This window comes from Paenibacillus sp. sg306046 (assembly GCF_059821225.1).
Genome location: NZ_JCAMRT010000002.1, coordinates 117,956 through 140,582 on the forward strand (window position 1 = coordinate 117,956; position 22,627 = coordinate 140,582).

The window sequence follows — 22,627 nt, forward strand, 5'->3', positions numbered from 1 at the left end:
GACAGAAGGTACATCTGATAAAGAAGACGTAAAGGCCGCCGCAGGCGCGACGAAAAAAAGCACCAAGGCCGACCGGATCAAGCAGATGCGGGTGCCGGTCGTCGACGCGGCGTTAGCGCACCGGGTGCCGCCGGGACAAGTGGTCACCGAGCGCTTCCCGATTTTGCATGAAGGCGAAGTGCCGGACTACAAGCTGGACGAATGGACGCTGCGGGTGTTCGGCGAGGTGGAGCAGGAGCGGACGTTTCGGTTCGAGGAGCTACTGGCGCTGCCGCAAACCCGCGTCGTCTGCGATATTCATTGCGTAACCCGCTGGTCCAAGCTGGATACGGCGTGGGAAGGGGTACGGTTCCGCGACTTTCTGGAGCTGATGCAGATCAAGCCTGCGGGCCGTTACGTGATGCTGCACGCCGACCAGGATTACGAAACGAATGTGCCGCTGGACGAGCTGCTGGGCGACGATGTTTTGCTGGCGTTCAAGTATGACGGCGAGCCGCTGAGCCCCAAGCACGGCTGGCCGCTGCGTCTGGTCGTGCCTCACCGCTACTTCTGGAAAAGCGCCAAGTGGCTGCGCGGCATTGAATTTATGCGGGAGGACCGCGCCGGATTTTGGGAGCGCAACGGCTTCCACCATACAGCCGATCCGTTCGAGGAGCAGCGCTTCTCAGGCGAGGCGCTGCCGATTCCCGAAGACGAGTGGGAGCGAAAGGAGTTTGACTAAATGACCAGGCAGCTGCCTATTTTGCAAGTAAATCCGGAGGAGCTTGCGCCTTATGCGATTGTGTGCGGCGATCCGTTCCGGGCGGAGCAAATCGCCCGCAAGCTGGACGATGTCAGGGAGCTGGCATTCAGCCGTGAATATCGGACCTTCGTCGGCCAATCCGGCGGCGTGCCGATTACGGTGACAAGCCATGGCGTCGGCTCGCCGGGCGCGGCCGTTTGCTTCGAGGAGCTGATCAAAGGCGGCGTACGGACGCTGATCCGCGTCGGGACGGCTGGGTCGTATCACGCGGAGCTGCCGACCGGCAGCCTCGTTGTCAGCACGGCGGCGGTGCGTGAGGAAGGGCTGACGCGTCAGCTCGTGCCGCTCGGCTTTCCGGCGGTGGCGGATGCGGAGGTGACCCGCGCCCTGTACGAAGCGGCGTCAGCCGCAGGCGGCACGGTGGGCCGAGGCATTACGTTGACGATGGATGCTTTTTTCCTCGGCGTGGAGGAGTTTCCGCACGCGAAGTACAAGCAGGCGGGCGTGCTCGCCGTCGAGATGGAGATCGCGGCGCTGTACGTGATCGCCTCGCTGCGCGGCGCGCGGGCGGGCGCGATTGTGGCGCTGGACGGCTATGCCGATGCCGATCTGAAGGATGTGTACGATCCGCACACGGATACGGTCGCCCAGGCGGTCGAGCGTGAGATCAACGCCGCGATTGCGGCAGTTGTCCGGCTGGCGGCGGACGACAGCGCAGTGTAAGCGGGCGGAGCGGCTGGCCGGGCGGGAATGAGTCCGGTACGGCTGCTGGCTGGACGAGCTGGTGCGCAGCAGGGGGAAAGCCCTACTTTTACAGCGGTCAGCATCTTGGTCTGCTGCAGGAACGGCTGTTTCGCGCCTGCGGGACGCCGAGGTGAAGCAAGTTGGCGGTTCGTAAATCAAAGAAGCCTTTCGGCCCATTGATTGGAATGGGGTCGAAAGGCTTTATTGTCGTATAAGTCGGAAGCGCGCGGCGGCTCGGGCCGGGCTGAACGATCATGGCGAGGCTTGTTCGATTATTCGGGCTTGTAAGGTAGAACCGTTTCGATCGCAATCAGGCTTGCTTTGCTGTAGGGAAATTAGTAAAAGCAGGTGAGCTTAATGGTAAAATAAGAAAGAAGTGTTTATTGAAAACTCGTTCATTCGGACTTGTAAGGGGGATATGAGATGGAGCTTCAAATCATGCAATGGAAACAACAATGGACACGGCTTATGGACGGTATGGAGCAAGCGGGAGCGTATACACGGCTGGAGCTTGGCAATGCTGCATCGGAAGCGGATCTGATTGCGGTGAAAGCGCGTCTTGGCGTGGAGCTGCCCGAGCAGCTGCGTATGCTGCTGCAATCGGCGGGAAGCAGCCTGAGACTGTCATGGAGGCTGCCGAGCGAAACGATTTGCCCGTGGGCCCAGTCCGGCAGTGTCGGCTGGAATCTGGAGTGGCTGGACTTTCCAGATTTCGGCGATGAGGCCATGATGGACCAAAGGCGGTATTTGCGGCTGCACCCGGCTCGCAACGGGGACGAGCTGCTGCTTGATCTGGCAGGCGACGGTCAGCCGTCCGTCGTAAGCTGGGGGCATGAGACAGGGGAATTTCGCCTGTTGGCGCCGTCGTTAGACGAATTTCTGGACAAGATTACGAAGCTTGGCTGCATCGGCGCTGAAGAGGATGCGTACGCGGATTTTTGCGACGATTCCGGTTTAAACACGGCGCTCGAAAGCAGCAAGCGCTGGATAAGCTGGCTGTGCGATTTTTTGACGCTTCCGCTGGAGCAGGCAATGCTTTCGCTGCCGCAGCTTGTTTTTTACACCGAGCTGCGAGGCGCTGATCAAGCGGTGCTGGAGGCGTACCGTTCATTTGCGCCCCAGGCGGTGCTTGCCGCCTTCCAGGAGCGAATCAGAAGCGAGCAAAGCTGCAGCATTCAGGAGAGGCTGGTGCGGCTCGCCGGCGAGGTATGCCGTGAGCATGCTGCGGACTGGGTCAGGTCGCTGTGGTCGGATGCTGTGCCGGATCAGTTTAGCTCGGCGGCAAGAGCTTATGTGTCCGCTGTTTGCTTGCCTCAAGATGAAGGGCTGGCGCTTGTACGTACGGAGCTTGAAGGCTCCTGGGCTGACGGCAAGCCAAACGGCTATGAGGCAAACCGGCTGCTGAAGCCGTTCGGCACCAGCAAAACGATTGCCTGGATGGCGGACAAGGTTGCTTTTCCTCTCGGCGGCTGGGATGAGCTGTTTGCTTGCTCTGAACCACAGGCGGAGGATGTTGTCCGCTGGCTAAGTGGAAGTACGGCGCAAGGCCTGGTCGTAATTTCGGCTGTTTCCAAAATACCGGATGCTCACCGCTGGCTGCGTACCGAGGCTGAACGGACACAAGTCAAGCAGCTGCTGGAGCGGCTAATGAGCCAGATGGTGCTCAAAAAAGAAAAACAGGCTGTGGCAGACGCTCTAAGCAAAGTAGATGCTTTGCAGCTGTAGGCTGATTATTTCATGATCATTGCATCGCACCACCGGTTTCGCTTCGATTGCTGGCCGAGCTTACTCCAGTCCCTGCGACTTCTTCCGATAGGCCGCCGGCGTCTCGCCGACGATTTTCTTAAACATCCGGTGAAAATGGGGCAGGCTGTCGAAGCCGCAAAGCGGCGCAATATCTCCGATATTGGCGTCCGTCTGGAGCAGCAGCTCCTTGGCGCGGATCATCCGCTTCATCGTCACATAGGCGGTGACGTTCAGGCCGGTAAGCTGCTTGAAGGTCCGGCAAAAGTGCGCGGGAGAGACGGCGGCGCGGCGGGCCAGCGTGGACAGGCTGAGAGGATTGTCGCTCAGGCTGACGTCCAGCTCCTGCAAAATTTGCTTCATCCAGGGAGGGCCGATCGGCGGTTCCTGCTGACGCAACGCGCGTGCGGCTGATTTCCATTCGTTGCGCGCCATCGTCAGCAGCAGGCGCTGCAGCAGCAGCAGAACGGCTTGGCGGTAGCCGTATTCGGCGAGCAGCAGCTCCTGCTGCAGCTCGTCCAGCACCGCTTCCAGCGCGGATTGCTCCAGCGGCAGCTGCTCGCACTTGTAATGCCGCTCCTTGCGGGCCTGCTCGAAGCGGCTCAAGTAGGAAAACGGCTGCCCGGCGAGCGGCTGGGTGATCAGCCGGGGATGGAAAAAAATCGCGGTCGAGGTAACCGGGTTATCCGGATCGGGAAATGCGCGGTGGATCGTATTGCCCGGAACGAGGAACAGATCGCCCGCGTTCATGTCATAAAACGACTGGTCGATAAAAAAGGTGCCCTGCCCGCTGTACACGTAGACCAGCTCGACCCAGTCGTGTACATGGTCCGGCAGCTCGGCCTGCAGCTGCTTGGTCTCGCGGTATACATAAGCAAATGGAAATGAGGAGGACGTATCGAACGTTTTCTGAACAGGATTCATGCTTGCTTTCCTCCGTTGACGCTTGCTATCGGATATGGCTCAAACTATATCAAAATACAGTATATAGTTGCAAATTCTCGCTATTTATACGTGCAAAATTGCTGGTAGAATGAAAAGAGACTATGAATAGGGAGGAACGATAATGCGTCTCGATGCCCATCAGCATTACTGGAGGATCGACCGGGGCGACTACGGCTGGATTACGCCGGAGCTTCCGGTTTTGTACCGGGATTATTTGCCCGAACATCTCAAGCCTCATCTGCAGCAGCATCGGCTTGACGGGACGATTCTCGTCCAGGCGGCGCCTACGCTTGCCGAAACGGATTTTTTATTGAAGCTGGCTGAACGCGAGGACACGATTGCGGGGGTCGTCGGTTGGCTGGATCTGGCGGACCCGGAGTGGCGCGCTCATTATGAACGGCATGCCGGGCATTCCAAATATGTCGGCTTCCGGATGATGATTCAGGAGCTGCCCGACGCTTACGCGGTACTGGAGCCGTCTGTTGTGGAAGCGCTAACTTTTTTCGCGGAGCGGGATGTGCCGGTTGATTTGCTGCTAGTGTCTCATCAGCTTGACGCGCTGGCGCAGCTGCTGGAGCGGGTTCCGGGACTGCGCGGCGTCATTGACCATATTGCCAAGCCGCGGATCAAGGACGGGATTACGGAGCCATGGGCCGACCAGCTCGCCGAGCTGGCAGCCAAGCATCCGAAGCTGTACATCAAGCTGTCGGGGATGGTGACGGAAGCTGAGCATACGTCCTGGCAGCCTGAGCAGTTTACTGCGTATATTCGCCATGCGCTGGCCTGCTTCGGCCCGGATCGCGTCATGTTTGGCAGCGACTGGCCGGTGTGTCTGCTTGCGGCAAGCTATGACGAGCTGACGGATGTGCTGGAGCGGGCGCTGCCCAAGGGCTACGGGGAAGCCGAGCGCGCGCGGTTGTTTGGATTAAATGCGGCTGAATTTTACCGCATCGGCTGAAGGTTAGGTTGAAGGCTGGCTCAAGGCCTCTGCCTGAACGGCGGGCCGCAGAAAGGAGAAACCTGCTATGAAATACCGCAAATTGGGCCGGACTGGTGTTGACGTATCCGCATTAAGCTTTGGCGCTTCCTCGCTTGGCTCCGTATTTCGCGATATTCGCGAGGAGGACGGTATCCGCACGGTGCATGCCGTTGTGGAGCAAGGCATTAATTTGATCGACGTATCGCCTTATTACGGCTTGACCAAGGCTGAGACCGTGCTTGGCAAAGCGATCTCGCAGCTGCCGCGCGATTCGTTTCTGCTGTCGACGAAGGCGGGGCGTTACGGAGGAGACGAATTTGATTTCTCCGAGGCGCGGATTATTCGCAGCGTGGAAGAAAGCTTGCAGCGCTTGCAGACGGATTATCTCGATATTTTACTGCTGCATGATATTGAATTTGTTGCGTTTGACGAGATCGTTGAGCAGGGGGCGTTTGCCGCGCTGGACAAGCTGAGGCGTGCCGGCAAGGTACGGTTTACGGGCGTATCTGGTTTGCCGCTTGGCGTGTTTACGAAAGCAGCCGCGCAGCGGGAGCTGGACGTTATTTTGTCCTATTGCCACTATTCGTTGAACGATACGGCGCTGCTGGAGCTGCTGCCGCTGCTTGAAGAGAAGCAGATCGGGCTGATCAACGCGTCTCCGCTGTCCATGGGGCTGCTCAGCACGCGCCCGCCGGCAGACTGGCATCCGGCGCCTGCCGAGGTGCGCGAGCTGTGCCGCAAGGCTGCGCTGCACTGCGCGAATCGGGGAACAGACATAGCGAAGCTGGCTGTTCAATATGCAACCGCCGATGAGCGGATTCCGACGACGCTGATCAGCTCGGCCAATCCGGCCAATATGGAGCGCAATATCGCCTGGATCGAGGAGTCGCTTGATCAGCAGCTGCTGGATGAGGTGCTGGAAATTTTGAAGCCGATTCATAATATGACCTGGCCGAGCGGATTGCCGGAATACGCAAGCCGCGTGCAGGGCAAGTAGGGCAAGAAGAGCAAGAAGAGCAAGAAGAGCAAGAAGAGCAAGAAGAGCAAGAAGAGCAAGAAGAGCAAGAAGAGCAAGTAAGGCAAGTACATCACAAATGGAGTGCAGGCAGAGGGCAATGGCATCGGGCTGTCGCCTGAGAAGCGCCCCCGCACCCATTGCGAATGCTAAAGGAGCGATTCGAGTGAAAGCGATTGTGTGCCAGGAAATTAATCAACTGCAGGCTGTAGAGCTGGCGGAGCCGACGCTGCCGCCCGGCTCGGCCGAGGCGGTTATCAGCATCCGCCGGATCGGCATTTGCGGGACTGACTTGCATGCTTATCGCGGCAACCAGCCATTTTTCACGTATCCGCGCGTGCTGGGGCATGAGCTGTCCGGCATCGTCGAGCAGGTCAGCGAGCAGGCGCAGGGGGTGCGGCCAGGCGACCAGGTGGCGGTTATTCCTTATCTGGAATGCGGGACCTGCATCGCCTGCCGCAGCGGCAAAACGAACTGCTGCACCCAAATGCGGGTGTTGGGCGTTCATACGGACGGCGGCATGCGGGAGCGCATCGCCGTGCCGGCGGATCATCTGCTGGTGACGGACGGGCTGACGCTGGACGAAGCAGCGCTGCTGGAGCCGCTTAGCATCGGTGCGCATGCCGTTCGCCGGGCGGAGCTGCGCGCAGGGGAAACGGTGCTTGTCATCGGAGCGGGACCGATCGGTTTAGGCGTCATGATGCTGGCAAAGCGCGCGGGCGCCCGTGTCATCGCGATGGATATCAACGATGAGCGCCTCGCCTTCTGCAGCCGTTGGGCCAAGGTGGACCACACGGTCAACGGGCTGCAGTCGCCGCTGGAGCAGCTGGAAGGGCTGACGGACGGCGAGCTGCCGACGGTTGTGTTTGACGCGACAGGCAACGCGCGGTCGATGACGTCTGCCTTCTCGTTTGCCGCTCATGGCGGCAAGCTTGTCTATGTCGGACTGGTGAAGGCCGACATTACGTTCTCCGATCCCGACTTTCACAAGCGGGAGCTGACCTTGCTCGGCAGCCGCAATGCGACTCGCGCGGACTTCGAGCAGGTGATTGCGGCGTTCCGGGAAGGCTGTGTGGACGCCTCGGCGTTTATTACGCATCGCGCGCCGTTTGACGGGATGATCGAGCGTTTTGAGGATTGGCTTAATCCTGAGTCGAAGGTGATCAAGGCGGTTGTCGAGCTGTAGGCGGAGGCTGCCGCAGTGTATAAGCTGCTCTATTCTCCATTGCGATTGCGGCATTGCGGCGTTGTCCAACCCGATGACCCTGTTCGGGACATGCTGATTGTAGCGCCATCCGCAGGCAGCATGTTGTAGTAAGCCATAAATAGACGTGTACTGGGAAGCCTTGGTCGCTGCAAGCGCGAGTCCGGCCTCGGCTTTCCAGTCGCGTCTTTTTTTCGCTGCAAAGGGGCGTTTACATAGGCTTAGACCTGATAGAGTTGAAAGCCTTATTCAACGTTCTGCTTTCTATAATCAGCAGGCCTCACGCCTATTTGCTTTTATACACTTGGTGAAGCTGGAGGGCTGTTCAAACCCAAGCCGGTCGGCGATGAGATAGGTTGAGCTGCTGAACCGGATGTAAGAAAGCAGGCCTTTCGTTATTTTTCGGCGAGCGGACCGTGAGACGCGGCTCACGCTGTCCCGGTCACCGCGTCCGACTTGCTCCGGCTGCTCCGCCAGTTTTACAATGGAGAGTAGAAAACGGTCGGTGGACTGGCGGAAAGGCGGTAGGCGCTTGAAGGACACAGCAAGCAAATGGATCATCAGCGGCTATATGCTTATGGCGGTTTTGGCGGTTGGAGGCGAGCTGATCTGGCTCGGCGATCCGCTCCGCTGGGGCGAGCTGTATTGGATCGACCTGGTGCAGGTGCTGGCTTGCGCAGCGGCGGCCGTGCCGCTGTTGTGGGGGGCAGGCGGCTGGGCCGCCCTGCGCCAGCCTGACGGCGGCAGGCTGGCGCCGCTGCTTCTGGTGTGCAGCGCGCTGGCGACGGCGCCGCTGCTGCTGCTTGGGGTGCTTGGAGGCAGCGGAGGCCGTCTGCTGGCCGCCGCGCTGGCGGCAGCCTGCTGCGGGCTGCTGGCGCTTGCGCAGCTGCTGCTGGCTGAGCGGCGAGCCCGGCTCGGCTGGCCGCGGCGCGGCCTGGGGCTGCTTGGCTTGCTGCTGGCGGGCGCAGCCGTATTGTTTTGGCCGACGGCGTATCAGGTCGTGTCGCCCGGGTTTACTTTAAACATGAATCGTTATGCGACGGTGGAAGGCGGTGAGCCGAAAGGCTCCATCGAAGGCGTGCTGGTTATCGAGCGCCCGGCGTTTCCGGTGGACTGGCTGTATGCGGCGCTGCTGCCATCCATCCGGATCGAACCGCGGGATACCCGGATTTCCATCGGCGACACCCAGCATGCGGCCCAACTGCAGCGGACGGATGCAAATAAGCTCGGCAGCGCGGTTGCATTCCAGAAACTCGGCATCGGGCGCGGCGTCATCCCGACAGGAGTCCAGGTCGCCGCTGTTCCATCCGGCAGCCCGGCCGCCGGAAAGCTGCAGCCGGGTGATCGGCTGACGGCTGTGCAGGGGCAGCCGGTTGTTTCCTCGGCAACGCTGGCTGCGGTGCTGCGGACGGTTGCGCCGGGAGCGGAGGCGGCAGTCCAATTGCTGCGTCAGGGCGCTGCGGTGGAGACGGCAGTTCCAACCAAGGCGAGCGACGACACGCCCAAGCGGACGGTGCTGGGGATTCAGGTATCGGAGCTGATCGAGGCCGATCTGCCCAAGCAGGTCGCTTACCGCAGCTATCTCGTCTACCAAGGCGGTCCGTCGCATGGCGCGGTGCTTGCCTTGACGCTGCTGGATCAGCTTACGCCCGGCGGCGTTACCTATGGCAACCGGGTAGCAGGCACCGGCACGATCAGTGCGGACGGAAACGTCGGTAAAATCGGCGGTATCCGCCAAAAGGCATATGCGGTGGCCCAGGCTGGCGCGGATGTGTTTTTTGTCCCGGCGGAGCAGGAGCAGGAGGCCCGGCAGGGGGCGCCTGCCTTACGGATCGTGCCGGTCCGCACCTTGGACGACATGCTGCGCTGGCTGAAGGAGCATCCGGCCCATTAGTCAAGGCTTAGCCAAGGAAAAGCTTCATGTCCGTGTTAGCGGCGGCTTGTGGAGCTTTTTTTGTGTGAAAAGGATGCGGGAAAGGATGCCCGCGCGATCAGAAGGCCCAAAGCTGCAGGAACGAAGGCTCTGCCGGATGGCCTGCCTGACGAGAATCATCCTTGCAGGTCAATAGGAGGGGGGGCCCGGGCTGGATAGGGGCCGGTAAGCTGAATCGAAAGCACTGCATTCAGCGTATTTTCAGACTAGATTAAGCCTGGTTTAAGTTTTTTGTGGTATATTATACCTAAAATCAGGTAAGGGAAAGGCGTGGACGTATGAAAGCTACATACAGATTCAACTGGACAGTCGGGAAAAAATTGTACGCCGCATTCACGCTGATGCTGCTGCTGATCGGAGGCATGGTCGGCATCGGGCTGTATGAAGTCAAGCATTTAAGCGATGTGACGACCGAAATAACGGAAACGCATATGAAGCGGAGCGTGGTCTCCTCGCAAATCAGCTATCGGATGGAGCATGTGTTTGTACTGGGCATGAAGCAGCTGGCCGCGACGGATGCCGCGAAAATGGCAAGTCTGGAGCAGGAAACTACGGAGGCGCTGGCTGAGGTTGAAAACGAGCTGACGATGTATGAGTCTACATTCGTCGCTGGCGATGCGGCGCTGACAGAGGTGCAATCGCTCAAGAGCAAGTGGAACGAATATAAGGCGCTGCACACGAAGCTGACGATGTTGGCGCGCGACGTCAACATCGCCCAGGGAGCAGGCGCGAAGTCGGCGGAAGTTATCGCGCTGATGAACGATGTGGACAACGTATCCGGTCAAATTAAAACGATCATGGACAAGCTGCTGATGCTGGGCGTTGAGGGAGCGCTGGCGAAAACCAGCGAGGCGACGAGTCTCGCGGCGCGGGCGCGCAACGATTTTATATGGCTGGGCGGCATTGCAGTACTGATCGGGCTAGTGTCCGCTTATGTCATTGTGCGTATGATTTCACGGCCGGTTGCGGCTGTCTCCGGCGCGCTGAAGCGCGCGGCGGCAGGCGATTTGAGCATGGAGCCGATCCAGGTGCGGAACCGGGACGAGATCGGGCAGCTGGTGCGTGATTATAACCAGATGACCGGGCAGATGCGCGGCATGATCGAACAGATTCAGCAGTCCTCATCGTCAGTGGCGGCCGCTTCCCAGCAAATGCTGGCCGGGTCCGAGCTTGTATCCGAGGCGGCCAGAGAGGTTGACCGGAACATTCAAACGGTTGCCGAGGGCTCGCAAACGCAGCTGATCAGTCTAGAGGAGACGGAGCGGGCGATGGAGGAAATGGCCAGCGGCGTGCAGCGGATGGCGGAGACGTCGTCGGATATGGCGGAATATTCCAACCAATCCGTCGCTGAAGCTTATGAAGGCGGGCAGTCGCTGCAGCTGGCGATGGGCAAGGTGTCGGCGATGAGCCAAACGACACTGCAGGCTGAGCAGCAAATACGGCAGCTTGAAACTCGTTCTCAAGGCATTGCACAGATGGTTGTGCTCATCCGGGAAATTTCCGAGCAGACAAATTTGCTGGCGCTGAATGCCGCGATTGAGGCGGCCCGAGCAGGCGAGCACGGCCAAGGCTTCGCCGTCGTGGCGGCAGAAGTGCGCAAGCTGGCCGAACGCTCGACGGATTCGGCGAAGTCGATTGCGGAGCTGGTCACGCTGGTGCAAACCGACACGGCCGCATCCGTGAAGCTGATGCAGGCCGGTGTGCAGGAGGCCGAGGAGGGCATGAGCTCGGTCCGCAGCGCAGGCGAGGCGTTCCAGAGCATCATCAGCCGCTCCGAGGAGGTGGCGGGTAAAATTCAGGAGGTCGCCGCCGCTTCGGAGCAGATGGCGGCCAGCTCCCAGCAGGTTGTCGCGTCGGTCGCGACGATGAAAAGTATCGCCGAGAGCGCTTCGCTCCGCGCCAAGCGTGTCTCGGTCTCCAGCGCCGAGCAGCGGGAGGCGATCGGCGGCGTAGCCGCTTCCGCCGGATCGCTGAGCCGGGTTGCGCTGCAGCTGGAAGAAACGGCGGGGACGTTCAAAGTATAAGCTGACAGTGCCGTCGGCACCACAAACGGGCTGCTCTGCATGGATGTTCAAATAAATACCCCCGACCTTCACTTCACCGTGGAGGTCGGGGGTATTTTTAGCTGCGTGTAAACACTTCGAGGAGTACCGCACCTGGTCTGCTTGGCGGCAGACCGAAAGAGAGTGCCATCCTGTCAACGCCAGCGACAGCCGGGAAATGCTTGCCGTTCTGTCTACGTCAGCGGTAGCTGCTCCGTCTACGCCAGCGGCAGCCGCAAAGCAGGCGCGTGTTCCTCGCGGCTGCGGTACACCAGCAGCTCGCCGTCCCGGACGAGCGCATAAGGCGCTTGCGCCTGCGTGCGGCGTTCCAGCTCAGACCGGCTGCGCGCCGCGCCGTTCAGCGGCTCGCCGTAGACGGCGGTTACGAGCCAGCCGACGCCTGGCCCGAAGCGGGCGCGTACGGTTGGGATTACCGTACGGGCTTTCAGCAGATTCGTATTGGCCTGCGGCGCAATCAGCTCGGCTTGTCCGCCGCCGTACAGGCAGCGCACGCCGCTGATTCCCCAATCGCCGCCTGCCCACGCATCCGCTTCCTGCTGGACGGACAGCGTGAATCCGGCAGGCGATGCGAGCGGCTCCAGCCCCAGCGCGAAGCCGCCATCCGCCGCGTCTAGGGCGCGTTCGGAGCTTACGCGATGCACCCGGATATGCCACGGCAAGCCAGGCAGCAGCCAGGTTTGCACCTCTACATTGGCCCATGGCCGCCACTTCGTATAGACAGCTTGCTCCGTGATGGACGACTCGACGCTTGTCCGCTTGACCCGGTATTGATTATCGCCTTCAGCCAACGCCAGCATGGAATCGAATGCGCCCTGCGCCAAGCCCCACTCTGCGCGGGGAACACTGAAGCCGAAGGCGGTAGAGTAAGCGAACTTTTCATATTTGGCCGACGTATGCGTATGCTCGTTCGTGGACGGATGCCCCGTGTTAAAGGCAACGACGTGGGCCGCCGTTCCTTGCGCCTCGTCGCCCGGCTCGCGGCACAGCAGTAGATGCGGCGCCTGCTGGACGGACGTTTGCGCCAGCTCCAGCGCAGACAAGGGCAGTTCCTCCGCTGTCCAGAACGGATGCTGCTCCGGCAGCGCCAAAATCAGAAACGTCTTGAGCGCCCAGTACGGCGAGCCAGGCGAGTTATAGTTTTCGCCCATCACCAGATTCGGGTACGCATAACCAATCGACAAGGTGCCGTCCGAGTGGAAGATCGGCTGCTGGAACCACCATCGCAAATTACGCAGGATAATGCCTTTGACTACGCCAAGCGGAAGACCGTCGACCTCGGCGTACGCTAGCGCGCTCCAGAAGGCGGATTGCGAGAAGCGGTACGCCATGCTGCGCCCGTAAGGAAGCGCTGCGCCTTCGTCGTCGAACCAGTGGACAAAGGAGCCGGCGAACAGCCTTCCGCGAGTCCGGTAGCGCTCGGCGCGCTCGGGGTCCTCATCGCCCATCAGCGCGGCGTACAGCAAGCCGTAAAATTGAATGGCAAACGGCACATAGTAGTCGCTATGGCCGCCGATGCCATCGGCGTACCAGCCGTCGCCGAGATAGAAACGGTCTACTTCATCCAGCGTGCGGTCCGTCAGCTCGCGGTCGAACGGCAGCCCGGCGCGGCGGAAGCCAAGCTGGACCAGCACCCGGAAAAACCACCAGTTGCAATCCCATACCTTGCGGGTGCTGATCCGGTCGAGCCAGGCGGCGAGCCGCTCCAGCTCCGCTTCGGATAAGGCGGCCTTGACCTTGCCCGGAACAAGCGCAAGCATGAAGCCGAAGGCCGCCATCTCAACCAGCCGCTGGTCATAATCGCCTGCTGCTCCCCAATATTCGGGATGTTCCGGGTCGGTCCCGTTGACCAGTCCCCGGACGACCGTTTCCCACAGCGCGCTGTCCTCGCCGCCCGCCAGCAGCGGCACCAGCCCCCACAGCACGCGCGAGAAGCCTTCCAGACCTGCGACATCGCGGTTATAGCTTGTTCCGGTGAAGCCGAGCCTGAGCAGGGCGCCGCCTTCGCTGTAGTAAGGCTGAAGCGGCTCGCTCAGCTGCTGAAAAGCCGCGCGCACGTCATCGCGCGAGCGCAGCGGGTTATCGTGGATCGGATTTTGCCATCTGTTCATAAGGTGAACAGCCTCCTGTCAGTAAGGGTTCTTTGATGGTTCCGATTATACTTCATTTCGTTCGAGGTTAAATCATCTGCAAGGCAAATGGTCAAAATAGACTTTGAAAAAATCAAAATAACGTCATCGCGACGATCCGCGGATTTTTTATAATAAGCCCATAACAATTCGACACTGCTGAAACTTTAACCTGAAAGTGGGGAACTACTGTGAAAGTCAAAACCAAAACAAGCGCGCTGCGCAGACAGGAAAGCCTGGCCGGATTTCTGTTTGTCAGCCCGATGCTGCTTGGCGTGACGGTGCTGACACTGCTGCCGATTTTGGCGACCTTCGTGCTCAGCTTCGCAGATTGGAACTTTGTAGCCGGAATCCAGGGCCTCAAGTGGGTTGGCTTCGACAACTTCACCAAGCTGTTTGCGGATGACAGCTTTAAAATTTCGATGCGCAATAACTTCATCTTCTTGCTGACGGTGCCGATTTACTTGGCGATTTCGATGGTGCTGGCGATTTTGATCAACAAGCATGTGTATATGAAAGGCTTTTTCAAGGTTGCGTATTTCATGCCGTACATCTCCAACGTGGTCGCGGTGGCGATCGTCTGGCAGGTGCTGTTCCACCCGTCCTCCGGTCCGGTCAACCAGTTTTTGATGTCCATTGGCATAGAGAACCCGCCGAAGTGGATTGCCGACCCGTCCTACGCGCTGATGTCGGTCATGATGATTTCCGTGTGGATCAGCATTGGCTATAACATGATCATCTATTTGGCAGGCTTGCAGTCGATTCCCAAGGATCTGTACGAAGCTGCCGATATTGACGGCGCCAATTCCTGGGTGCAGTTCCGCAGCATTACGCTGCCGATGCTTTCGTCCACGACCTTCTTCCTTTTGATTACAGGCATTATCGCTTCGTTTAAAGTATTTGACCTGATTGCTGTATTGACCGCAGGCGGACCGATTCAATCGACAAGCATGCTCGTCTGGTATTTGTATGAAACGGCGTTTGTCAATCTGCGGATCGGCTATGCGTCCTCGATGGCGGTCGTATTGTTTGGTTGTGTCCTGGTCATTACACTGCTGCAGTGGATCGGTCAGAAGAAATGGGTTAACTACTAGGAGGAGTGCGCCGTGCAAACTGTTAAAGAACCGATTCGTGCGTCCAAAGTGATTGCCACGGTCATCTTGTTTATCATCAGCCTCATGTTTTTGCTGCCGTTTGTCTGGATGCTGTCGACCTCCTTCAAGCTGGAAACCGACGTATTCAAATATCCGATTGAATGGATTCCGACGCGCTGGCATGCGATTGAAAACTACCAGGAAATCTGGCTCGGCAAAAATCCGTTCTATTTGTATTACTGGAACTCGATCAAGGTGTCGGTCATTACGACCTTTGTGTCCTGCGTTGTGTCGGCGCTGGCTGCGTACGGCTTCTCCAAGATTGACTTTCCGGCCGGTAAATGGCTGTTCCTGATCGTGCTTGCCACGTACATGGTGCCAAGCCAGGCGATGCTTGTGCCGCAGTTCATTTTGTACCGCAACATCGGCTTGTTCGACAGCCATGTAGGACTTATTCTCCTCGGCTGCTTCAGCGTTCTCGGCACGTTTATGCTGCGCCAGTTTTTCATGGGCGTTCATAATGAGTACATCGAATCGGCCAAAATCGACGGTGCGGGTCACGGACGTATTTTCTGGCAAATCGCGCTGCCGCTTGTTCGTCCGGCTGTTGCGACCTATGCGATTTTGCGCTTTATCTGGACATGGAACGACTACCAGAACCCGCTGATTTTCCTGCGGACTGACCATCTGTATACGATTCCGTTGGCGATTCAGAAGTTTGCTTCAATTAACGGAGAGTTTTACTCGCTTATTATGGCTTGCGCCGTGTCCGCCATTTTGCCGCTGCTGATCATGTTTATCATCGGCCAAAAAAGCGTCATCGAGGGCATTGCGCTCGGCGGCGTGAAGGGCTAAGCAGAGACCCGCTGGGACGGCTTCCTGTGGAGGCCGGCGATCCTATATAATGAAGAAGGGGAAGAGTTGCGTTCTTCCTCTTTTTCGTTCTATATAAGCCCACGCAATCAGGAAGGTGGCTGCAGGCGTATGCGTTTGCTCCGGTCTTTATGGTCCAAATCGTTTCGGATGAAGCTGATGGTCGTTTCGGTCATGTGTATTTTACTGCCGGCGCTTGTCACAATGGTGGTGTACAACTACTTGACGCGGGATGCGGTCAAGGAGCAGGCGGTGTCCAATGCGCATCAGACGCTGCAGCTTGTGAACGGCCACGTCATCAATGCGCTGAATCATATGATGTACCTGTGCAACTATATTCAGGTGGATCAGTCGATGCTGATGGCGCTCAAGCAGATCAGCACAGGCCGCTATACGACCGACAATGTGCTGTATGAGGAATACGAGGCGCGCAAGCAGGTGACCAATACGATCGACAGCCTGACTTATGCAGGCGACCGGAGCTTTTATACGATCGTGTTACATGACGCTTTATTTATGATGAATTATCAAACGGCCGATTACGATCCGCGCAATCTGCTCAAGGAATCGTGGACGGACAAGGTCAAGACGTTATCCGGCTTTCAATCGTATTGGGTTGGCACGGAGCCGACGACAAATGAACCGTTTAAAAAAGTAAGCCCCTACCAGCTGACGGTCGGCCGCAAGCTGCCGGAGGGGATCGACGGGTATGTCGTCGTGTCGATTTTGGAGCGGGACCTGAGCAAATATTTTCAGGATGTGCCGGACGGCCATGAGATGATGCTGGTGGATAGCGAGGACCGGATATTGTCTCACGTGAACCCGGAGCGGATCGGGCAGCCGTTTCCGCTGCTCCGGCAGGCGCAGGAGAAGCGTTCGGATATCGTCACGATGGACGGAGTGGACTATCTCATCTCGACCTCGGTCATTCCGATCAACGGCTGGAAGCTGGTGTCGCTGACCCCTTACAAGTCGGCCATTGCGAAAATTAATGCGATTTTTCAAAATGTGTTTACCTTTCAGCTCATTTCGTTTGCCGTATTTTTTGCTTTGCTGCTTGTGGCGCTGCGGGCGTTTACCGGTCCGCTCGTCCGTCTGGGCAAAGTGGCCGTTGCGGTGCAGAAGGGCGACCTGCAGGTGCGGTCCCTGATCCGCGGCCAGGATGAGATCGGCCGTCTGGGCAAGTCGTTCGACCAGATGCTGGACCGGGTCAGCGATATGATCGTTGAGGTGACGGAGACGCAGGCGCGGAAGCGCAAGGCGGAGCTGAATATGCTGCAGGCGCAGATCAATCCGCATTTCCTGTTTAACGTGCTGAACTCGATCCGCATGAAGGTGCTCGGACGCGGTGATCGGGAGAGCGCTGACATGATCAGCTCGCTGTCCAAGCTGCTGCGGATGACGATTCAGGACAATGGCACAATTTCCCTGCATGAGGAAGTGGAGATCGTGGCCGACTACGTAAAGCTGATGAATATGCGGCAGAAGGAAAAGGTCGAGCTGCAGCTTGAGATCGACGCCGAGGTGTTTCTGGAGCGTGTGCCGCGGTTTTTCCTGCAGCCGATTATTGAAAATGCGCTGATTCACGGGCTGAGCCAGCAGGCCGGGACGATCCGGCTGGCTGCCTTCGCCGAGGGCGGCGAAATCCGCATTCATGTGCAGGATAACGGCCAAGGCATGAGCGAAGCGGAGCTGACCCGGCTGCGGGAGAAGCTGGCCCGCCATTCGGCGATGCCTGCGTCCGGGTCAGGACCGGAGCAAGGGCGCGGCTTCTCCGGCATCGGACTGGCGAACGTTTATGAGCGGCTGAGCATGACCTTCGGCCAGTCGTTCCGGATGGAGCTGAGCAGCGAGTCTGGAGCGGGGACGACAATTATTTTATATATTCCGCAGCAGAAGGAGGGCGACCATGTATAAAGTGATGCTCGTCGATGATGACTACCCGGTGCTGGAGCTGCTGGCGGGCACGATTCCGTGGACAGAGCTTGGACTTGAGCTGATCGGGGCTTATGAAAACGGGGCGCTTGCGCTCGATGCCGCCCGGCTGGACATGCCGGATATGGTCGTAACCGATATCGGGATGCCCCGGATGGACGGCTTGGAGCTGGTGCGTCTGCTGAAGGCGGAGCAGCCGAATATCCGGGTGGCGATTTTATCGTGCCATAGCGAGTTTCAATATGCGCAGCAGGCGATGAAGCTGAATATTCAGGATTACTTGCTCAAGGATACGCTTGATCCGGCTGACGTGCGCAAGCTGCTGGAGCAGTTCAAGCTGAGCCTGGATGAGGAAGCAGGCCAGTCCGAGCGTCAGAAGCAGCTGCGCCATATGGTGGACCGCAACCGCGAACGGCATAAGGAAGCGTTTATCCGCAGCACGATCCATGATCCGATGCTTAGCGAGGAGACGTGGCGGCTGGAGGCGGAGACGCTCGGACTGCAGGTCGCGGGACGTACCTGCCTGCCGATTGCGGTGTTTATAGACGGGCAGCGGGCGGCCAGGCAGCGGTTTGTGTCCGATGATGTGCTGCGGTTTGCCATTCATAACATTTTCGAAGAAATATTGCGCGAGGAAGAGCCGGAGGCGGTTCACTTCACCTATGATGCGCTGCGGTCATTCATCCTGCTGCCGTATCATGGAGGGATCAAAACGAATCCGTATGACCGGGCGTCGGCGATGCTCGGCAAGCTGCAGATGGCCGCCGAACGGACACTCAAGCTTCAGCTGTCCTTCCTGATCGGTTTCGGCAGCGTGAGCCCTGCTGCGCTGCGCCAGGAGCTGGCCGAGCTGCTTGGAGCGGGAGGACAACGCTTCTATATGCTGCCGCGTACGATCGGGAAGCGGGCGCCGCTCGAATTTTCCGCTTCTGACTTGTTCGGGCTATATGATGAGGCGCTGAACAGCCTGCGCGAGATGATGATCGGGGGCAATGCGGCCAACGTGCGGCCGGTTGTCGGGCGTTGGATTGGGATACTGCGGGAGCGGCAATTCCGCCCGGAAGCCGTGAAGGATTGGATGCTCAAGCTGGTGCTGGACCTCAAGCTCAAGCTGCAGTCGATGCAAATGTTCCGAAGCCCCGTTTCCGTCGATATTTTGCACCGCGAAATTTTGGAGACCGATACCTTGGCCGAAATTGAGCAGTGGCTCATTCAGTTTTTTGAATCGTCGCTTGTGGTCGTAGAGGAAGCCAAGGTGCTCAGCAAGCGGCCCGAGGTGCTGGATGCGTGCCATTACGTATCGCTGCATCTGCACCGCAAAATCGGGCTGGATGAGGTGGCGGAAGGCTTGTTCCTGAATCCGAGCTATTTCAGCCGTCTGTTCAAGAAGGAAACCGGCGAAACCTTTATCGAATACGTGAACCGGATGAAGGTGGGTCGGGCCAAGGAACTGCTGGATCAGACGAATCTGTCCGTGGCCAAAATCGGCGAGGCGCTTGGCTACGACAATCACAGCTACTTTATCAAGCTGTTCAAGTCGGTCTCCGGGCTGACGCCGCAGGAATACCGGGGAGCTTCCCGCACGTGACGAAATTTCGCCGCATACGGGTAGCGGGAGAGGTAAAAATAACGTCGAGAGTGGTCAATATCGCGTCATGCCCGCGCAAGGGCGTGTTGCTATAATGAGCATAAGCAAAGCAAGCATCCATGAAACCAGAAATGATGGAGGGTCATCATGAACAAAAAAAGATGGAGTCAGGTTATTATCGGTCTCGCGGCAGTTAGCCTTGTAGCAGGCTGCAGCGGCGGCAGCACAGGCGGTACGACAGGCGGCGCGGCGGGCGATTCCGCAGGCGGTAAAAGCACAGGTCCGGTTACATTGAAGTTCCACGCCTTCGGCAGCGAAGCGCAGCAAAACTGGAGCAAGGTGATTTCATCGTTTGAAGCGAAATACCCGGATATCAAGGTCGAGCTGATCAACCTGAGCGAAAAAGGCGACACGCAGGAATATGCGAAGAAGCTTGACCTCGCAGCGGCGTCCGGCGAAGCGATGGACGTCATGATGTTCAGCGAAGCCGGTATGTACGCGCAGCGTGTATCGCTAGGCATGGTTGCGCCGCTGGATGAGTTTATTACGAAGGAAGGCTTCAAGGTTACCGACGAATACAAGGTCGACACGCAGCTGAACGGCAAGTACTATGCGCTGCCGGGCAAGTTTAACCCTTGGTACGTCATCCTGAACAAGGATCATCTGAAGGAAGCCGGTCTTGAGGTTCCGAAAGACTGGACTTGGGATCAATTCGCCGAATACGCGAAGAAGCTGACGAAGGGCGACGGACCGACGAAGCGCTACGGCACTTATTTCCATGGACCGCAAGGCGGCGGCTGGCTGGAGTTCACACGTCTGGCGCTGGCGAATCAGCCGGATAACTCGGACTATCTGAAAACGGACGGCACGTCGAACCTCGACAACCCGTTGTTCCGCAAGTCGATCGAGCTGCGTTACCAGATGGAGAAGGTAGACAAATCGTCCACGCCTTACTCGGATATGATTTCGCAGAAGCTGCACTATCGTCCGCAATTTTTCAACCAATCCGCCAGCATGGTCGTCATCGGCAGCTGGATGAACTCGGAGCTGGGCGGTACGGAGCAATTCCCGCTGAACTTCAATGTCGCAGTTGCGCCGTTCCCGAGAAACGCAGCGTCTGATCCGGCTGGCTACTCGATGGTCACGACGGACTTCATGGCAGTTGCAAACAGCTCGAAAAACAAAGAAGCCGCTTATAAATTCATCCGTTACTTCACAACGGACGGCACGATCGCTCAAGGCAAATACGTGCCATCGTGGACGAAGGTGAAAAACGAGGACTTGACGAAAATCGTAGACACGATTTTGGCCGGTACCAAAACCCCGGATAAGGTTGACAAGCAATCGCTGCTGACTGTGCTGCAAAATGCGCGTGCTTCCAAGCTCGTGCCTCCAACCTCGTATCAGGCTGATGTGTACAAGGTAATCAACGAGGAATACGAGAAGCTGATTCTTGACAAGCAAAACCTGGATGCGATGATTAAAAACACGCAAGAGCGCGCCCAGAAGCTGATTGATTCCGGTAAAAAATAAACTGCAAAGCTCGACAAACAGAGGGAGCCCGAACGAGGTTCTCTCTATTTGTACGGCTGGAAAGAGATGTGACGACGATGATTCATCCGAAATTGCCGGCCATCTGGTATGGCGGCGACTATAATCCGGACCAATGGCCGGAGGACGTATGGGAAGAGGATATGCGGCTGTTCCGCAAGGCGGGCATCAATGTGGTGACCTTGCCGGTGTTCAGCTGGGCGAAGCTGCAGCCGTCTGAGGATACGTACAGCTTTGACTGGCTCGACCGGATTTTCAAGCTGGTTGCGGACAACGGGATTTTTGTTTGTCTCGCAACGTCAACGGCGGCACAGCCGGCCTGGATGTCGCGCAGCTACCCGGATGTGCTGCCGGTCGATATCGACGGCCGCAAGCGGACGCACGGATCGCGCGTGAATTTTTGCCCGAATTCGCCGACCTACCGCAAATATGCCGTCCGGCTCGCAGAGAAGCTGGCGGAGCACTACGGGCAGCATCCCTCGCTGCTGATCTGGCATATCGGCAATGAATACGGGACGCATTGCTATTGCGAGCAGTGCGCCGCCGAATTCCGCGTCTGGCTGCAGCAGCGCTACGGGACCCTAGATGAACTGAACCGGCGCTGGAACATGAGCTTCTGGGGCCATACGGTGTACGAATGGGAGGAAGTGGTGCCGCCGTCCAATTTGAACGGGGACAACCGCTGCTTCCAGGGCATGATGCTGGATTACAAACGGTTTATGTCCGACTCGATTCTCGGCTGCTATGAGGCGGAATATGACGCTGTCAAGCAGATTACGCCGGAGCTGTCGGTTACCACGAATATTTGGGGATTATTTAACGGTCTTGATTTGCAAAAATGGGCGGACCGGATGGATGTTGTGTCCTGGGACAGCTACCCGCAGATGAACGAGCCGATGAGCCAGGTGGCGCTGCGTCACGATTACATGCGCGGGCTCAAGCAGGGCAAGCCGTTTATGCTGATGGAGCAGACGCCAAGCCAGCAAAACTGGCAGCCGTACAACAGCCTCAAGCGTCCGGGCGTGATGCGGCTCTGGAGCTATCAGGCCGTCGCGCGCGGCGCGGACACGGTCATGTTTTTCCAGCTGCGCCGGTCGGTCGGCGCTTGCGAGAAGTATCACGGCGCGGTGATCGAGCATGTCGGTCACGAGAATACGCGCGTGTTCCGTGAATGCGCCCAGCTCGGCGCGGAGCTGCAGGCGCTCGGCGATACGCTGGTCGACTCCCGGCTGCAGCCGGAGGCGGCGCTGCTGTTTGACATTGATACCTGGAATGCCATCGAGCTGACAAGCGGACCGAATGTCGATCTGGATTACGCCAAGCAGGCGCAGAAAGTTTACAAGGCGTTTTACGACCTGAACGTCGGTCTTGATGTGATCAGTCCGCTGGCCGACTTCTCGGGCTACAAGCTGATCGTTGCGCCGGTGCTGTATATGCTCAAGCCGGGCGTAGCGGAACGGATCGAAGCGTTTGTGCAGGCCGGCGGCGTGTTTGTTACAACCTTTTTCAGCGGCATCGTCAATGAAAATGATCTTGTCACCCTCGGCGGTTATCCGGGTGAGCTGCGCAAGCTGCTCGGCGTCTGGGTCGAGGAAATCGACAGCCTGCCGCCGGACTTGGGCAATCGGATCGTGGCTGACGAGGCGTTCGGCCATGTCAGCGGCGATTACCGCTGCGGTATGTTGTGCGACCTGCTCCATCTGGAGGGAGCAAAGCCGCTGGCCGTATACGGGGACGATTTTTACGCCGGGATGCCCGCGTTGACGGAGAATACGTATGGAGCAGGCCGCGCTTATTATGTGGCGACCGACGGCGAGGACCGGTTTCTCGCTGATTTCGTCCGCACCTTGTGCGAGCGCAGCGGACTGGAAGCGCCGCTGGAGGCGGAAGCGGGCATCGAGCTTACCCGGCGGCATAAGGACGGCAAGCGGTATACGTTTGCGTTGAACCACCAGCCGCGTCCGGCCGGTGTGCGGATGAACGGCTCGTACCGGGACTTGCTGACGGGGCGCAGCTTCTCGGACGGCGAGCGGGTCCAGCTCGACGGGCACGGCGTGCTGATTTTGGAAGGCTAGACATGCAGAAAACCGGG

General features: G+C 58.4%; 16 protein-coding genes. 14 read left to right on the forward strand and 2 right to left on the reverse strand.

The genetic code is table 11. The features are described 5' to 3' along the window. The first annotated feature begins 85 nt into the window (after nt 1–85). The 3 genes from AC6ROY_RS02530 (at nt 86) to AC6ROY_RS02540 (ending at nt 3,211) form a co-directional block, all read left to right on the forward strand. A complete protein-coding gene (locus tag AC6ROY_RS02530) occupies nt 86–721 on the forward strand; it encodes a sulfite oxidase-like oxidoreductase (protein WP_500098648.1) in 636 nt (211 codons plus the stop codon). After that, nucleotides 722–1,465 carry a nucleoside phosphorylase gene (locus AC6ROY_RS02535; RefSeq protein WP_500098389.1) on the forward strand — a complete coding sequence of 248 codons (744 nt, stop codon included), beginning with the start codon at nt 722–724 and terminating at the stop codon, nt 1,463–1,465. 459 nt (nt 1,466–1,924) lie between these two features. Continuing rightward, entirely contained in the window at nt 1,925–3,211 is a 1,287-nt protein-coding gene (locus AC6ROY_RS02540) for an SMI1/KNR4 family protein (RefSeq protein ID WP_500098390.1), read from the forward strand. Between the two features lie 60 nt (nt 3,212–3,271). Here the strand turns inward: AC6ROY_RS02540 and AC6ROY_RS02545 are convergent, their stop codons facing one another. Continuing rightward, nucleotides 3,272–4,153, reverse strand: coding sequence for an AraC family transcriptional regulator (locus AC6ROY_RS02545; RefSeq protein WP_500098391.1), 882 nt, complete (start codon nt 4,151–4,153; stop codon nt 3,272–3,274). A gap of 142 nt (nt 4,154–4,295) precedes the next feature. Here AC6ROY_RS02545 and AC6ROY_RS02550 point away from each other — a divergent pair, with 142 nt between their 5' ends. The 5 genes from AC6ROY_RS02550 (at nt 4,296) to AC6ROY_RS02570 (ending at nt 11,329) form a co-directional block, all read left to right on the forward strand. Next, the gene (locus tag AC6ROY_RS02550; RefSeq protein ID WP_500098392.1) at nt 4,296–5,132 is read left to right on the forward strand and encodes an amidohydrolase family protein; all 837 of its coding nucleotides are present in this window, start codon (nt 4,296–4,298) and stop codon (nt 5,130–5,132) included. A 67-nt stretch (nt 5,133–5,199) separates the two neighbouring features. Beyond that, a complete protein-coding gene (locus tag AC6ROY_RS02555) occupies nt 5,200–6,150 on the forward strand; it encodes an aldo/keto reductase (RefSeq protein ID WP_500098393.1) in 951 nt (316 codons plus the stop codon). 184 nt (nt 6,151–6,334) lie between these two features. After that, nucleotides 6,335–7,354, forward strand: coding sequence for a zinc-binding alcohol dehydrogenase family protein (locus AC6ROY_RS02560; RefSeq protein WP_500098394.1), 1,020 nt, complete (start codon nt 6,335–6,337; stop codon nt 7,352–7,354). A gap of 550 nt (nt 7,355–7,904) precedes the next feature. Further along, nucleotides 7,905–9,266 carry a PDZ domain-containing protein gene (locus AC6ROY_RS02565; protein ID WP_500098395.1) on the forward strand — a complete coding sequence of 454 codons (1,362 nt, stop codon included), beginning with the start codon at nt 7,905–7,907 and terminating at the stop codon, nt 9,264–9,266. Between the two features lie 317 nt (nt 9,267–9,583). Further along, nucleotides 9,584–11,329, forward strand: a complete 1,746-nt coding sequence (locus AC6ROY_RS02570; protein ID WP_500098396.1) for a methyl-accepting chemotaxis protein — start codon at nt 9,584–9,586, stop codon at nt 11,327–11,329. A gap of 236 nt (nt 11,330–11,565) precedes the next feature. Here the strand turns inward: AC6ROY_RS02570 and AC6ROY_RS02575 are convergent, their stop codons facing one another. Continuing rightward, nucleotides 11,566–13,476, reverse strand: a complete 1,911-nt coding sequence (locus AC6ROY_RS02575) for a DUF2264 domain-containing protein (protein ID WP_500098397.1) — start codon at nt 13,474–13,476, stop codon at nt 11,566–11,568. Nucleotides 13,477–13,685: 209 nt separating this feature from the next. Between AC6ROY_RS02575 and AC6ROY_RS02580 the strand changes: the two genes are divergently transcribed. From AC6ROY_RS02580 to AC6ROY_RS02605, 6 genes are all read left to right on the forward strand, one after another. Next, nucleotides 13,686–14,588, forward strand: a complete 903-nt coding sequence (locus AC6ROY_RS02580; RefSeq protein ID WP_500098398.1) for a carbohydrate ABC transporter permease — start codon at nt 13,686–13,688, stop codon at nt 14,586–14,588. A 33-nt stretch (nt 14,589–14,621) separates the two neighbouring features. Further along, nucleotides 14,622–15,443 carry a carbohydrate ABC transporter permease gene (locus tag AC6ROY_RS02585; protein ID WP_500098649.1) on the forward strand — a complete coding sequence of 274 codons (822 nt, stop codon included), beginning with the start codon at nt 14,622–14,624 and terminating at the stop codon, nt 15,441–15,443. A 129-nt stretch (nt 15,444–15,572) separates the two neighbouring features. Further along, nucleotides 15,573–17,378 carry a cache domain-containing sensor histidine kinase gene (locus AC6ROY_RS02590; RefSeq protein WP_500098399.1) on the forward strand — a complete coding sequence of 602 codons (1,806 nt, stop codon included), beginning with the start codon at nt 15,573–15,575 and terminating at the stop codon, nt 17,376–17,378. Then, nucleotides 17,371–18,984: a response regulator transcription factor gene (locus tag AC6ROY_RS02595; protein ID WP_500098401.1), complete on the forward strand. Its 1,614-nt coding sequence runs from the start codon at nt 17,371–17,373 to the stop codon at nt 18,982–18,984. Before AC6ROY_RS02590 ends, AC6ROY_RS02595 begins: the two co-directional genes overlap by 8 nt. Before the next feature lie 147 nt (nt 18,985–19,131). Further along, nucleotides 19,132–20,517 (forward strand): ABC transporter substrate-binding protein, encoded by a 1,386-nt coding sequence (locus tag AC6ROY_RS02600; RefSeq protein ID WP_500098402.1) that lies wholly within the window; start codon nt 19,132–19,134, stop codon nt 20,515–20,517. Between the two features lie 77 nt (nt 20,518–20,594). Next, entirely contained in the window at nt 20,595–22,610 is a 2,016-nt protein-coding gene (locus AC6ROY_RS02605; RefSeq protein WP_500098403.1) for a beta-galactosidase, read from the forward strand. The last annotated feature ends 17 nt before the right edge of the window (nt 22,611–22,627 follow it).

What these genes read in the sequence shown, in the direction of transcription:
- AC6ROY_RS02530 (WP_500098648.1), top strand. Translation starts at nt 86, where the DNA reads ATGCGGGTGCCGGTCGTCGACGCGGCGTTAGCGCACCGGGTGCCGCCG.
- AC6ROY_RS02590 (WP_500098399.1), top strand. Translation starts at nt 15,573, where the DNA reads ATGCGTTTGCTCCGGTCTTTATGGTCCAAATCGTTTCGGATGAAGCTG.
- AC6ROY_RS02540 (WP_500098390.1), top strand. Translation starts at nt 1,925, where the DNA reads ATGCAATGGAAACAACAATGGACACGGCTTATGGACGGTATGGAGCAA.
- AC6ROY_RS02600 (WP_500098402.1), top strand. Translation starts at nt 19,132, where the DNA reads ATGAACAAAAAAAGATGGAGTCAGGTTATTATCGGTCTCGCGGCAGTT.
- AC6ROY_RS02570 (WP_500098396.1), top strand. Translation starts at nt 9,584, where the DNA reads ATGAAAGCTACATACAGATTCAACTGGACAGTCGGGAAAAAATTGTAC.
- AC6ROY_RS02545 (WP_500098391.1), bottom strand. Translation starts at nt 4,153, where the DNA reads ATGAATCCTGTTCAGAAAACGTTCGATACGTCCTCCTCATTTCCATTT.
- AC6ROY_RS02575 (WP_500098397.1), bottom strand. Translation starts at nt 13,476, where the DNA reads ATGAACAGATGGCAAAATCCGATCCACGATAACCCGCTGCGCTCGCGC.
- AC6ROY_RS02535 (WP_500098389.1), top strand. Translation starts at nt 722, where the DNA reads ATGACCAGGCAGCTGCCTATTTTGCAAGTAAATCCGGAGGAGCTTGCG.
- AC6ROY_RS02555 (WP_500098393.1), top strand. Translation starts at nt 5,200, where the DNA reads ATGAAATACCGCAAATTGGGCCGGACTGGTGTTGACGTATCCGCATTA.
- AC6ROY_RS02595 (WP_500098401.1), top strand. Translation starts at nt 17,371, where the DNA reads ATGTATAAAGTGATGCTCGTCGATGATGACTACCCGGTGCTGGAGCTG.
- AC6ROY_RS02550 (WP_500098392.1), top strand. Translation starts at nt 4,296, where the DNA reads ATGCGTCTCGATGCCCATCAGCATTACTGGAGGATCGACCGGGGCGAC.
- AC6ROY_RS02605 (WP_500098403.1), top strand. Translation starts at nt 20,595, where the DNA reads ATGATTCATCCGAAATTGCCGGCCATCTGGTATGGCGGCGACTATAAT.